Origin of the sequence: Cytobacillus sp. Hm23, assembly GCF_051842895.1 — a bacterium.
Lineage (GTDB): Bacteria > Bacillota > Bacilli > Bacillales > SM2101 > Nanhaiella.
The window spans coordinates 33,747-47,221 of the sequence record NZ_JBPXRQ010000014.1 but is presented as its reverse complement, the minus strand read 5'-3'; the positions used below and the strand labels follow the sequence as shown (position 1 = coordinate 47,221).

Genomic DNA, 13,475 nt, shown 5'->3' with positions numbered 1-13,475 from the left:
ACCAATGTATATAACTCTTTTAGCCGTTATAATTTGAACAGCATAAATATCCTTATAAAAAAGCTGTTTTTGCATTGATTGTTGTTTTCTATTAAGAAATAAATACGTACTTAGCTAGAATTTGAGGTATCTTTTCTAAAAACGATGACAAACGTATAAAACCATTTGTTACGATTCAAATTCCAACTAAGTTCACGAAAAAAACCATAAAAAATGAACCTGACACTATTGATAGTGTCAGGTTCTTATCTTTTACTATATTGACTTGTATTAATTCCTCTTTGACATAGCCAATGATACGTGTCCCCGTTAATGACTAAAGGGCTGTGTTGAAGTTCTGTAATCGTTCTTGTACCTAGTGCTGTCATAATTATCTTTAAATGATTTTTAAGCTTCGTAATCTCATCGATTAAGTCTTGTAAACCATGGTTAGTTAATATTGTTAGAAAGTAGCCAGCAAAAGCAGTTACATTTGCTCCGAGCGCAATTGCCTTGGCGACATCTAAAGCATTTTGTATACCACCTGAAGCTACGATTGAAAGTTCATCACGGGTAGCTCGCACCTCGCAAATGGAAGTAGCTGTTGGAATCCCCCATTTATCAAAGTAACTTAACGTGTCTTTGCGCCTCTTATTTTCAATCTTAGAAAAGTTAGTTCCTCCGTATCCACCTACATCAATGATTTTCACACCAATATCAAACAACTGTCGAGCTGTCTCTTTACTTATACCGAAGCCAACTTCTTTAACTAACACAGGGACCTCTAATCCATGAACGATTTTTTCAATTCTATGTAACGCACTTGTAAAGTCACGATCACCTTCTGGCATAATTAACTCTTGAATAACATTTAAGTGTATTTGTAAGCCATTAGCGTCAATCATTTCAACTACTCTCTGTGCATCCTGTACCGTAGCTTCACTACCGATATTTGCGAAAACAATCCCATTCGGATTAACCTTTCTAATGATTTGAAACGATTCTTTTTCAGCTGGGTCTTTAAGTGCTGACATTCCTGAGCCAACACCCATGGCAACATTACATTCATTAGCTGCTATAGCAAGGCTTTTATTTATCTTTGTCGTTTCCTCTCCACCACCACCAGTCATGCCATTGATAAAAATAGGCGAACTTAAATTAAGTTCGCCTATTTCTGTACTAACATCAATATTGTCTAATGCTATATTTGGTAAGCTTTGGTGGACAAACTGGACATCATCGAAACCATTATTTCGTTCCTGTCCTGTTTCAAGTGCAAACAATATATGCTCTTGCTTCCTTTTTGCTCTACTCAAGTCCATCACCATTATTTAAATTCGTTTAGTTTATCACCGATGACTTCGCCTAATTGAAAGCCTGTATTTTCCTCTAAAGCTTGATAATTACTTTCTACTTCTTCTTTCACATTTTCATCTAGTTCTTTAATACTTAATGAAACTCGTTTTTCATCTTCATTAACATCTAATACCTTTACTTTAACACTTTGGTCTTCCTTCAACACTTCATGAGGTGTTCCTATATGAGAGTTTGAAATTTGAGAAATATGAACAAGCCCCTCTACTCCTGGTAATACCTCTACAAATGCACCGAATGATACTAGTCTCTTAACCGTTCCTTCAAGAATATCACCAGCTTTTAACTTATCAGAAATATTTGACCACGGGCCAGGCAAAGTTTCTTTTATTGACAGAGATATGCGTTCATTATCTCGATCAACAGCCAATATTTTCACATTAACCTCTTGACCTACTTCAACAACCTCTCCTGGCTGTTCTACTCTGTTGTGAGAGAGTTGTGAAATATGTACAAGACCATCAACTCCACCAATATCAACAAAAACTCCAAAGGTAGTTAATCTTTGGACTGTTCCCTCTAACACTTGACCTTCGTGTAAAGTATTTAGTAGTTGTTGTTTTTTCGTTTCTATTTCCTCTTCAACAACAGCTCTATGTGACAAAATAACTCTGTTTTTATCTCGATCTAACTCGACTACTTTAAATGTTAATTGCTTACCCTTGTATTCTGTGAAATCATCTACATAAAATTTTTCCACAAGAGATGCTGGAATAAATCCTCTTACGCCAATATCTACAACTAGTCCACCTTTTACAACGTCTTTTACTTCTGCTTCAATAATTTCACCAGTTTCAAATTTTTGTTGTAGGTCATCCCATGCTTGATCAGCATCAATTTCTTTTTTGGACAAAATTAATGCATCTTCTTCTACTTTCTTAACCTTTACTGTTAACATATCATCAACTGAAACTACATCACTTGCTTTTTCTACATGCAAACTAGATAGTTCACTTATTGGAATTATTCCACTTAGTTTGCTACCTTCTACATCAATATATACTTGCTTTTCTTCTACCTTTGTGATTTGTCCTTTTACTACATCGCCAACTTCAAAGGTTGTTACTTCCACTTGATTCAAATCCTCAGTCATCTCTATTTACCTCCTTAATTCCCCAACAACAGCTTTAAAAGTTCTTTTTAATAACTTCTTACAAATAAAACCTTTTGTCAAGTATTAACTTGCTTTGACATCGTAATTTTCAAGAATTTCACCAATTGCATCCATAATTACATCAGTCACTTCACTTGCTGATGCTTTTTGTTTACGCATCTCAGTAATATCAACAGGCCTCCCATAAACCACATGAAGCTTACGAAACGGTTTATAAGGTCCAATGATCGCACATGGTACTACAAGTGCATTTGATCGAAGTGCAAAGAATCCAACGCCAGCTAAACCTTTACCGAGATTTCCTTCTTTATTTCGAGTGCCTTCAGGAAATATTCCTAATACATTATCATCATTTAATATTGCTAAAGCATTCCTAATAGCGCTCCTGTCACTCATGCCACGCTTTACTGGAAAAGCATTTAAGTTGCTAATCGCTGTTTTTAATATTGGTACTCGAAAAAGTTCTTCTTTTGCCATAAAATGAATAGGTCTAGTTGAAGTAATGCCAACAACGGGTGGATCTAATACAGATATGTGGTTTGAACAAATTAATACTGACCCTTCTTTAGGGATGTTTTCTGATCCGATAATTTTTATGCGATATAACGGCTTTAATATCCCCCAAACAATATTTTTTGCTATTGTATAAAAAGACAACCTTATCAAATCCTCTCTTTAACGATATCCATAATCATATTAACAACCTCAAGGATCGAATACGATGTGGTATCTATCTCTATCGCATCAGGAGCTTTTTTCAAAGGTGCAATCTCTCGCTCGGAATCAAGTTTATCCCTTAATTCTATATCTTTCATTATTTGTTCGATGTTTGAATCGTAACCTTTATTAATATTTTCTTCATGGCGTCTTTTCGCTCTTTCTTCAACAGAGGCCAACAAAAATACTTTAACCTCAGCATCAGGAAGTACATGTGTACCGATGTCCCTTCCATCCATAACCACGCCGCCGTTTTGAGCAAATCGCTGTTGCCTAAGAACCATTTCTTCACGAACGAGTTTATGTTTAGCTACTATTGATACTTGATTGGAAATATCATCTGTACGTATTTCTTCAGTAACATTTTTCCCATTCATAAAAACAAGCTGTCCGTCTATTGATGGCTTCAATTGAATATCAGTATCTTTTAATAAATGAATTAATGCTTTTTCATCATCTAGATAAAGTTCGTTCAGTAATGCATTATAAGTAATAGTTCTATACATTGCCCCTGTATCAATATAAACATACGATAATTGCTCTGCTATAATTTTTGCAACTGTACTTTTTCCTGCGGCAGCTGGACCGTCAATCGCTATTGAAATCAGTTTTTTCATGATGCCTCCTACAACTACTTACAAAGATAAATAAAAAGCGCTCATTAATACAAGAAAATTAACATGCGGCAGATCATAAAAAAACATGAAAATCCCCTTTTCTAACATAAGCGCGGAGTAAATCTTTAATAAAATTCCCTCTATATTGTAACATACACTGACCTACTGGTCGAACGTTTCAAGCACAATTGTAAAGTTATTTTTTTGCACTCCCTCATAGTCAACTAGTTTGGATATATATGGCTTTACATCTTTGTGAGCCAATAAACTTTGAGCTATGATCAAAAAAATAACTTGAATGATGACTAACTTCATGATAATACCTTCAAATCTTTTCAATTTAAACACTCCGTTTTTAATTATTGTGTTAAAAAACAGAGTAAAATATGCATATAACATTTTTTATATGGCTGTTTTTGCATTGATTGTTGCTTTTCGTAATAAGGAATAACTGTAACCCAAGCATCCTGGTATCTTTTCTCTTTTAAAATGATATCAACTGTATAAAATTATTTATTGCGGTTCTAAATTAGTCTCAATAGCAACAAAGTTTACGAAAAGAGCATTTAATATTAACCCTCATATTATAAAAAAACTATAATTCCCTTTTCCGCATGGCAACTTGCTGTTCAAAACAATATCTAATTAGCATTTGGCGCTCAGTTTCTTTGATATCAAGAAATTCAATTGTTGCTTTATTTCTGTCATAATCATCCCCACCAATCATTCGAATGACTTTACAGGGTATTTTCAAATATTTATATTCTCCCGATTGGTAAGAAAGTACAAACCATACTGACATCTCTGTATTAGGTGAAATTTCTACATCTTGAGGCATAATTAAGGCTGCCCCACCTGCACTTAAATCACTCGTAACAGTTAAAAAAGGGGGGAAGTCACCCTGTTTAGAATGTACAGCAACATCGACAGAAGTCTCAATTCTTACAAATTGTCTTCTTTGTACTTTAACAAACTTGTCTTTTGATGGCTTTACTAACGATATCATAGGAATTCGCTGATTAGTTTTGCCGATGATATGTGTCTTAAAGGTAAAGACTTGCTGATCTTTTCTTATGTATTTAGCATTAAAGTGAGTACCTATCGTAAAAAATGTTGATTTCCCTGTCGACGTATTAATTGGATAATCAATATAGATGTATTTTGTATTCAATTCAACAATTCTACATTTATATGTATCTGTCTGTTCACCACGTGTATGAGAAAGTGTAATCGTATCCCCTACTTTCAACATCTAAACCACTCCTATGTAGGTAATCAAACCAAAAACACACTAAAATATGTTATTTTATTATTACTATTAAATCATGAAACAACGAAAAAGAACAGCATTAAAGCTGTTCGTAGATAGGTTCTGCGTTTTTTAGTTTTTCAACTTTTTCTTCGAAACCATTTTCTGCATTTATGAAGATTCGATACGTATCTGAATCGATCGTCCCTATAAACTCAAAGCACAAAACTTCCTCTCCTAAGTTATTTACAATGATCGCCTGTCTCTCTTCCATTATAATTACATCAGGGTTTATATTTTCTTTTGCCTTTTCTACTGTTAATGTTGGTTGTGGGATAGCCCTGTCCCGCTTAGCAGTTAAATAATCCCGAGCAGAAAATCCAATAATATTCCCTTTATCTAGGGCTACTTTCATATTTATTGAATCAGGATAAATCCTTACACCATCCATCTCGGTAACAAACGTAAACACACCTGTATTACCATATTGAGCACTCTCAAAAAGCTGCTGGTTTTCAAACTTGTTCTTTTTTAAAAATGTAGCTGCTTTATTAGCTGCATCATTTAGGCTTACTTGTTGTTCTTTAATCTCTCGGTCCTGAATTACCCAAATAGGGTAGCCCCCTTTTTTAGTTATGTCCATATACGTATTAGCTTTACTTTTGTTATCTTGGATTGTTAAGCTATAAAAATCATAGTTTGAACCGTCAGCATTTTCACTAATATTTATTTTCTCATCTCCCTTTAAACCAAGAAAGTTGATTGCAATTCTTTGAGCTTTTGCTTCATCAATCTTTTCACCTTTTATTTGCTCTAACCCTTCATTTTTCATATCTAAACTCGTAAATGTTGGCCCCATATTTGTTTCCGAATAGCCTTCGACGTTTTTTTCTACTGTCTTAAACCCATCTATAATCGTATTATCCATTTGCTCGTCGCCAGTAGATAATGCTAATTCAACATCCATCCATCGCAAGTTATTTTCTAACACTAGATATTGTACTTTCCTAAGCTCACTTTGAATTTCAGCAGCATTTCCATATAACGTTTTTAATGTCTCATATTCGTCCTTTGATAATGGCTGATTATTTAAATCTCTAATCGCAGTTCGATAGCTAAATTCACCAATCTTTGATAAAAATTCTTCCGTTTTATTAAAAGGTAATAACGTCAAAGGTAATTGCCCTACATCAGAATGTGCTTCTGATGTAATTCTCCATACTTCCGCTAGTGCAGGAGAAAGCGATAATGGAGAATTCATAGCTAATGTAGTTCCTATCTTATCTTGTAGCAAATCAAGTTGATAAGTTAAGTCATGAAATGCGCGTTGATAATTATTTTCTGCCTGAATTAAAATTGCGTTTTTTTCTCTATGTTCCTGATACCCCCAGTACGATACACTCGCTACACCTAATGTTAAAATTCCTATTATTATTCCTCTAATCAAAATATCCCGCCTCTCTATTTACAAAATACATGTTTACCAATTTTTTTGATTTGTGGACGGGTCCAAATCCATTCACTTGTTGCTGTATCTGGATTAAAATAATAAAGTGCATTTTCTGAAGGATCCCATCCATTTATTGCATCTAAAACGGCTTCTTTCGCTTTCTCATTTGGTGTTAACCAAATTTGACCGTCAGCAACTGCTGTAAATGCTCTAGGTTCAAAAATGACACCTGAGACCGTATTTGGAAAGGAGCTGCTTTCTACTCGATTTAAAATGACTGCGGCCACTGCGACTTGCCCGATATATTCTTCTCCTCGAGATTCTCCATACACGGCATTCGCCATAAGTTGAATATCATTTTGTGAGTAACCGCTTGGCATATTCATTGCTGTTGACTTTTTAGGTGCCGTTCCTTTTTGCGATTTCTTCGCTGGTTTAGACTCTTTCTCCTGCTTTTTTTGTTTTACTTGTTTTTCTAAATCGACGTTACCATAATGAGTAAAATGATTACCTTTATTAATTTGTTCATAAACAAAATCTTTATTAAATTTTGAGGCATTAGCTAACTTATCTTTTGTACTAGGTCCTGCTATACCATCGACTAGTAATCCAAATTCAGATTGAAATTCACGTACAGCCCAATATGTGCCCCATCCAAAAACTCCATCTATTTTCCCTTTAAAAAAACCTATAAATTGTAAGCGAGATTGCAATTCTATAACGTCGTCACCGACAGCACCTTTTTGTATAACCTGATTACTAAAAGCATTTGTGACGATCGGTGAAGAGTTTGTAAGCATGAGACAAGTAAATGTTAGGGAAAGTAAAAATACTTTCTTACATAATTTTTTGTACATTCTGTTAACCTCCAACTCTTTTCACATACTACAATTTCCACTATTAGATTTCCGTAGACATAGAATTTTTATTCAGAGTCGTTTTGCTTAGGTTGTCGTTATATGCAGATTTAACAAATAGAAACTAGCTTTCATGGCATCTTGTCTTCTTAAAAACGATATAATGAGGTTGTTCTTGTCTAAGAAATATATCGATATATTAATGAAATGAGTTGAACGCAATAAATTTTTCCTATTAAAATTCGTTTTCATTTTTTGGGTAAAAAGTACTATGTAGGAATAGTTCAGCATGAGCTGCATGATAGCTGCTCATTATTGTATAGTTAGAAAAAGAAAAGGTTCTTCTTCATAAACTTTATGACTTCTTTCACTTATATTGAGGAACTGATGTGTATTAGATGATTTTATAGCCTTTAGAGAAGAAAAGTTGAATTTCTGTGTTTAGCTCTTATTACGAAAAGCTACAATAATTCTAAAATGCTAAATAAAAAGATCGCCTCTATAGCTAGAGACAATCATTAAGAAACCCGCACAAGTATGCTTGAACATAGTGAATCAACTATGAGGAGTATAATATCATTTACACCCTGTATCTAATATATATGTTTGATAGCACGTGCTTTTTTTACTTTGCGTAAACCTAACCACCAGAGGAATATCATAAAAGGGATGATAAATAAAATCCATTTTTCTTGTACTAATTGTTGTGCTAATAAAATGATATAATCGTATAATCCATGTAGCATAAATGGGGTGAACAGAGACAGGATTAACCATTTACTTTTACTCGCTTCTTCGGAAAAACGTGCCTTACCTAAATAATACCCCATTACAACCCCTAGTAATGCATGACTTGAGACAGGTAGCATCGCTCTCATAATTGCTGTCTCTACTCCTTGTGCAAATAAATATAATATATTTTCGACAGTTGCAAACCCTAATGAAACACTTACACCGTAAACAATTCCATCATAAACCTCATCGAATTCTACATGTTGATATACTGTATAAAATAATATGAACCATTTAATAAATTCCTCAAGTAAGCCTGTTACGAGAAATGAATTAATGAAATTTGAGCTAATATTATATTCTTCATGAATTACATATTGAATAAACATTATAGGAAAAACTAAGATTGCGCCAAAAATAAAAGATCGTACAACCATAGATATAGGCTCAACCTCATAATCGTCCTTTAAATAAAAATAACATAACAAAGCTAGGCCAGGAGCAATACCTGCGGAAACAACCGCTATCATCATCTGTCCTCTTTTCTTTTTAAATGTTAAATGTATCGTACCATGATAAACTATATTTGAAAATAACATCCATATACATTTTCATCTGTTAACTGGAAAAAAATGAAAAATATTATTTTCCTCTTGGGGTGATTTAATTACAGGATAGTAAAGGTTAGACTTATAAAGTATTGCAATATTTTTATCATTAAAAGGGAGTGTATTTAAGTGAAAAAGATATTAATTATACATACTGGTGGCACCATTTCTATGAAAGAGGATGAAAAAACAGGCAATGTTGCTCCTGATGAAGTAAACCCATTGCATGATAGCACACCGTCTTTATCTGATATCGCACAGGTACAGGTTATAGAACTATTTCACCTTCCTTCACCTCATATCACGCCTATTGAAATGCTACAGCTTAAACAACAAATTGAAGAGAAAGTAGTCAGTGACTGTATTGAAGGCGTAGTAGTCACACATGGAACTGACACATTAGAAGAAACTGCTTATTTTCTTGATTTAACTATCCAAGTAGACGTACCAATTGTCATTACTGGTGCAATGAGGTCAAGTAACGAAATTGGTGCAGATGGTTTATATAATTTAATTTCATCAGTTAAAGTTGCATCAAGTGAAGATGCTAGAGGGAAAGGTGTGTTAGTCGTTCTGAATGATGAAATCCATACTGCCAAAAATGTTACAAAGACACATACTAGCAATATTGCGACCTTCCAAAGTCCACAATATGGTCCAATTGGCATCGTTACGAAAAGGGGGGTGTTTTTCCACCACATTCCTTCCAGCCGAGATAAATTTTCTATCAAAAGCATTCAGAAGAACGTTGTATTATTAAAAGCGTATGCAGGTATGGATGATTCAATATTTAACGCAATTAAATCAATTCAACTTGATGGTTTAGTTATTGAAGCATTAGGTCAAGGTAATCTTCCCCCTAACACTGTAGGTAAACTACAAGAGCTTATTGAAGATAACATACCAATCGTGTTAGTTTCTCGCTGTTTCAATGGGATTGTACAAGATATTTATGGATATAAAGGTGGTGGGAAAGAATTAAAGAATCTTGGTATTATCTTTTCTAATGGACTAAATGGCCAAAAGGCAAGAATTAAATTGATGATCGCTTTAGAAGTCACTCACAATCACGAACAAATTAACAAATTTTTTTCATAAATTTAATTGCCTATGCCATTAAAGCTAAATAATTTTTAATAATGCAATTATTCGATAGTCTACAAGAGAGCCTTTGACACGTATAACCACGCAGATCGTTTCTTCTATAAAACAATGGCTTTCGTAAAAAGATTAACATACATAAGAAAATCAGGTGGAATAGACTCTCCACCTGATTAAAGAAACTAATAAACTTAACCTTGTCTCTTTTTTTCAAGATATGTTGCAATTTGTTCTCCATGAAAACGTCCATTTTCTATAAATATTTCATTTGCGTTATTTCCAGCTGCTATGACACCTGCTACAAAAACACTTGGCACATTTGTTTCCATCGTGTCTTGATGAAAAACAGGTCGTCCAGTTTTCACATCTATATCTATTCCGATATTTTTCAAAAATGTATGATCTGGATGATACCCTGTCATCGCAAATACAAAATCATTTTTTACACATTTTTCCTCATTATTAACATGATAAAATACTTTTTCTTCAGTAATTTGTGTAACGTGAGCTCCAAATTCCATCCTAATAACACCATCTCGAATTAAGCCATCGAATTCTGGCAATATCCATGGCTTAATACTATTTGAGTATTCATTACCTCTATACAACACTGTCACTCTTGCGCCAGCTTTTACAAGCTCAAGCGAGGCATCCACCGCAGAATTCTTGCCTCCAACAACTACAACATCTGTGTCAAAGTAGGGGTGTGCCTCTTTAAAATAATGATGTACTTTTTCTAGTTCTTCACCTGGTACGTTCATGAAATTCGGATGGTCATAATATCCTGTTGCAATGATCACATCTTTTGTTTCATATGTTTGATTAGAAGTAACTACTTCTATAACTCCACGGTTACTTTTTGAAATTTTAGCTACTTTTTCAAATGTATTCACTCGTAAATTTTTTCTAATGACTACTTCTCGATAATAAGCTAATGCTTGGTTTCTAACTGGCTTACGGTTTTCTGTTATAAAAGGTACATCTCCTATCTCTAACCTTTCACTAGAACTAAAAAAGGTTTGGTGTGTAGGATAATGATAAATTGCATTAACGATATTGCCTTTTTCAATTATAAGTGGGGAAAAACCTTTTGATTGTAACGATATAGCTGCTGCCAAACCACAAGGTCCACCACCTACAATTATTACGTCTTCCTTTTGCATGATATTTCACTCCTTGCTGAATATATACGAATACTCAACCTCCTTGCCATTAGCTCTGGAGGTACAGTTTATGAAGTACGTTATTCAGTTTATATGTCGTTAGTTCTTAAAGGGATAGATGATTTAACTAGACAACTCGAGATGCTTAAGATCTGTATTAGCATCTCATATTCAAAAAGCAAATCCCCTATCAAAATGATAGGGGATTTTATAATTACATGCAACGATATTTATACTAACGTTATTAATTATACATATTTTACAATTTTGATTGATCTTAAATCCAACCACGAAAACGAGATGCTTCCGCCATTTTACGAACGCCAACCATATATGCAGCTAGCCTCATATCGACTCTGCGCGTTTTTGATGTTTCATAAATATTATTAAATGATTTCACTATTACTTTCTCAAGCTTTTCTTCTACTTCCTCTTCTGTCCAATAGTAACCTTGATTATTTTGTACCCATTCAAAATACGATACTGTAACACCACCTGCACTTGCTAATACGTCAGGAACAAGTAGTATATCACGTTTTGATAATATTTCAGTCGCCTCAATTGTCGTAGGACCATTAGCAGCTTCAACAACAATACTAGCTTTAATATTATGAGCGTTATGCTCAGTAATCTGATTTTCAATTGCAGCTGGTACTAATATATCACAATCAAGTTCCAATAATTCTTTATTCGTAATTGTATTATTAAATAGCTTCGTTACTGTACCGAAACTGTCTCTTCTGTCAAGTAAGTAATCAATATCTAAGCCATCTGGATCATAAAGAGCGCCATATGCATCTGAAATACCTACAATTTTTGCGCCTGCATCATTCATAAACTTTGATAAATAGCTTCCTGCATTACCAAACCCTTGAACAACTACTCGGGCACCTTCAATATCAATACCTTTTTTGTTAGCGGCTTCACGTATACAGATTGTAACCCCTTTAGCTGTTGCAGATTCACGACCGTGTGAACCTCCTAAAACTAAAGGCTTTCCAGTAATAAATCCTGGTGAGTTAAATTCATCTATACGGCTATATTCATCCATCATCCAAGCCATGATTTGTGAATTCGTAAATACATCAGGTGCTGGTATATCTTTTGTAGGTCCGACAATTTGACTAATGGCACGTACATACCCTCTACTTAATCGTTCTAATTCTCGAAAAGACATATCTCGAGGATCACAAACGATACCTCCTTTGCCTCCACCATAAGGTAAATCAACAATACCACACTTCAAGCTCATCCAAATTGACAGCGCTTTAACTTCTTTTTCAGTTACATTTGGATGAAATCGAATACCTCCTTTGGTTGGTCCGACCGCATCATTATGTTGTGCTCGATAACCAGTAAAAATTTTAACCGACCCATCATCCATTCTAACCGGAATTTTCACTGTCATCATACGAATTGGTTCTTTTAATAGCTCATAAACTTCTTCAGGATATCCTAACTTATCTAAAGCTTTATGTATTACTGTCTGTGTTGATTTTAGGACATCTAGTTTGTCTTCTTTACCATGCTCACCAGCGGTGTTATTATCGGCTACCATTGATAAACCTCCTAGAAAAAAATCACTTATAGAGGATGTCAAAAAACCGGAAAAAGGCTTTTCAAATATACTTCACAGCATACTGATTCAACGGTTGTCAAATGACATGGCAATTATTATGTGCCTACCTCAGTTTCATTTCCGTTCTTTTTATCCCTTATTTGCAACAACACTTTTTAAAGGTTAGTGTCCACCTTTCATGACATAGTATACACCTTCTTACATAGAATGCAAGATGAAAAAAACAAGTTTCTTAATTTTTATACCCAAAAATGTAATCGGTTTCATTTTTATTTTTCCACAAGAAAAAGCCTTTTTATTTAACAAAATAAAAAGGACTTTTACTTTTTGATAAAATACTCATAAAGTTGCTGTATGGCATTTTCATCCATAAGCAACTTACCATATTCATGAACACGATGTGTAGTAATCGTTGCAGGATTTCCATACTCTGCTACTACTGCGATAAAATGCTCTTTATACAAGTCAATTTTTCCATCAAAGTGAATATAAAAACGATTATTATATGAGTATAACTTTCCGTCGGTAATGTTTAACAAAAATAGTCGACCCGCTAACTGAATAACATCTTCAAATGATGAAAACTCATAAAATAAATCATCACTTTCATCTAAAGTAACCTTCATTTCGATGTAGTCATCCAAAAATTCTTCATCTACATCCACATCTGCATGATCTTTCGTTACAATAACGACCATTCCTTGAGCTGGTATGGAGAATATTTCAACTGCTATTGATCCATTTGCTTCAAAACCCAGCTCTTCACTTGCTTCATCAATCATGTCACGGAATAATTGCTGGACTTTTATAGAATCCTGCCATAGATCATCTTTTGTCAAACCACGATCGACTAAATCATCAAATGTTAGGAAAATTTTAATCTTATTGTAGTTCAAACGCTCGAGTCTCATAATCAGCTCTCCCCACCTACACAT

At 34.2% G+C, this 13,475-nt stretch carries 13 protein-coding genes; 1 reads left to right on the top strand and 12 read right to left on the bottom strand.

Annotated elements, in window-relative coordinates; translation table 11 throughout:
• Nucleotides 1-245 precede the first annotated feature (245 nt).
• The 9 genes from fni to prsW all read right to left on the bottom strand — a co-directional run bounded on the left by fni (nucleotide 246) and on the right by prsW (nucleotide 8,619).
• Entirely contained in the window at nucleotides 246-1,295 is a 1,050-nt protein-coding gene (gene fni, locus ACSVDA_RS11115) for a type 2 isopentenyl-diphosphate Delta-isomerase (RefSeq protein ID WP_485883211.1), read from the bottom strand.
• An 11-nt stretch (nucleotides 1,296-1,306) separates the two neighbouring features.
• Nucleotides 1,307-2,446, bottom strand: coding sequence for a 30S ribosomal protein S1 (rpsA, locus tag ACSVDA_RS11110; RefSeq protein ID WP_485883209.1), 1,140 nt, complete (start codon nucleotides 2,444-2,446; stop codon nucleotides 1,307-1,309).
• Between the two features lie 84 nt (nucleotides 2,447-2,530).
• Nucleotides 2,531-3,124, bottom strand: coding sequence for a lysophospholipid acyltransferase family protein (locus ACSVDA_RS11105; RefSeq protein WP_485883207.1), 594 nt, complete (start codon nucleotides 3,122-3,124; stop codon nucleotides 2,531-2,533).
• A gap of 5 nt (nucleotides 3,125-3,129) precedes the next feature.
• The gene (gene cmk, locus ACSVDA_RS11100) at nucleotides 3,130-3,801 is read right to left on the bottom strand and encodes a (d)CMP kinase (protein WP_485883205.1); all 672 of its coding nucleotides are present in this window, start codon (nucleotides 3,799-3,801) and stop codon (nucleotides 3,130-3,132) included.
• A gap of 162 nt (nucleotides 3,802-3,963) precedes the next feature.
• On the bottom strand, nucleotides 3,964-4,149 hold the full coding sequence (locus ACSVDA_RS11095; RefSeq protein ID WP_485883335.1) for a YpfB family protein: 186 nt from the start codon (nucleotides 4,147-4,149) through the stop codon (nucleotides 3,964-3,966).
• A gap of 247 nt (nucleotides 4,150-4,396) precedes the next feature.
• Nucleotides 4,397-5,053: a flagellar brake protein gene (locus tag ACSVDA_RS11090; protein WP_485883203.1), complete on the bottom strand. Its 657-nt coding sequence runs from the start codon at nucleotides 5,051-5,053 to the stop codon at nucleotides 4,397-4,399.
• A 97-nt stretch (nucleotides 5,054-5,150) separates the two neighbouring features.
• Nucleotides 5,151-6,497, bottom strand: a complete 1,347-nt coding sequence (gene ypeB / locus ACSVDA_RS11085; RefSeq protein WP_485883201.1) for a germination protein YpeB — start codon at nucleotides 6,495-6,497, stop codon at nucleotides 5,151-5,153.
• A gap of 14 nt (nucleotides 6,498-6,511) precedes the next feature.
• Nucleotides 6,512-7,300 (bottom strand): spore cortex-lytic enzyme, encoded by a 789-nt coding sequence (gene sleB, locus ACSVDA_RS11080; protein ID WP_485883333.1) that lies wholly within the window; start codon nucleotides 7,298-7,300, stop codon nucleotides 6,512-6,514.
• Between the two features lie 650 nt (nucleotides 7,301-7,950).
• On the bottom strand, nucleotides 7,951-8,619 hold the full coding sequence (prsW, locus tag ACSVDA_RS11075) for a glutamic-type intramembrane protease PrsW (RefSeq protein ID WP_485883200.1): 669 nt from the start codon (nucleotides 8,617-8,619) through the stop codon (nucleotides 7,951-7,953).
• A gap of 207 nt (nucleotides 8,620-8,826) precedes the next feature.
• Between prsW and ACSVDA_RS11070 the strand changes: the two genes are divergently transcribed.
• Nucleotides 8,827-9,795 carry an asparaginase gene (locus ACSVDA_RS11070; RefSeq protein WP_485883198.1) on the top strand — a complete coding sequence of 323 codons (969 nt, stop codon included), beginning with the start codon at nucleotides 8,827-8,829 and terminating at the stop codon, nucleotides 9,793-9,795.
• Nucleotides 9,796-9,989: 194 nt separating this feature from the next.
• Here ACSVDA_RS11070 and ACSVDA_RS11065 read toward each other — a convergent pair whose 3' ends face one another.
• From ACSVDA_RS11065 to ACSVDA_RS11055, 3 genes are all read right to left on the bottom strand, one after another.
• Complete coding sequence (locus ACSVDA_RS11065; protein ID WP_485883196.1) at nucleotides 9,990-10,961, bottom strand: YpdA family putative bacillithiol disulfide reductase; 972 nt, start codon at nucleotides 10,959-10,961, stop codon at nucleotides 9,990-9,992.
• A 277-nt stretch (nucleotides 10,962-11,238) separates the two neighbouring features.
• The gene (locus ACSVDA_RS11060; protein WP_485883194.1) at nucleotides 11,239-12,519 is read right to left on the bottom strand and encodes a Glu/Leu/Phe/Val family dehydrogenase; all 1,281 of its coding nucleotides are present in this window, start codon (nucleotides 12,517-12,519) and stop codon (nucleotides 11,239-11,241) included.
• Between the two features lie 341 nt (nucleotides 12,520-12,860).
• Nucleotides 12,861-13,451 carry a genetic competence negative regulator gene (locus ACSVDA_RS11055; protein ID WP_485883192.1) on the bottom strand — a complete coding sequence of 197 codons (591 nt, stop codon included), beginning with the start codon at nucleotides 13,449-13,451 and terminating at the stop codon, nucleotides 12,861-12,863.
• Between the last annotated feature and the right edge of the window lie 24 nt (nucleotides 13,452-13,475).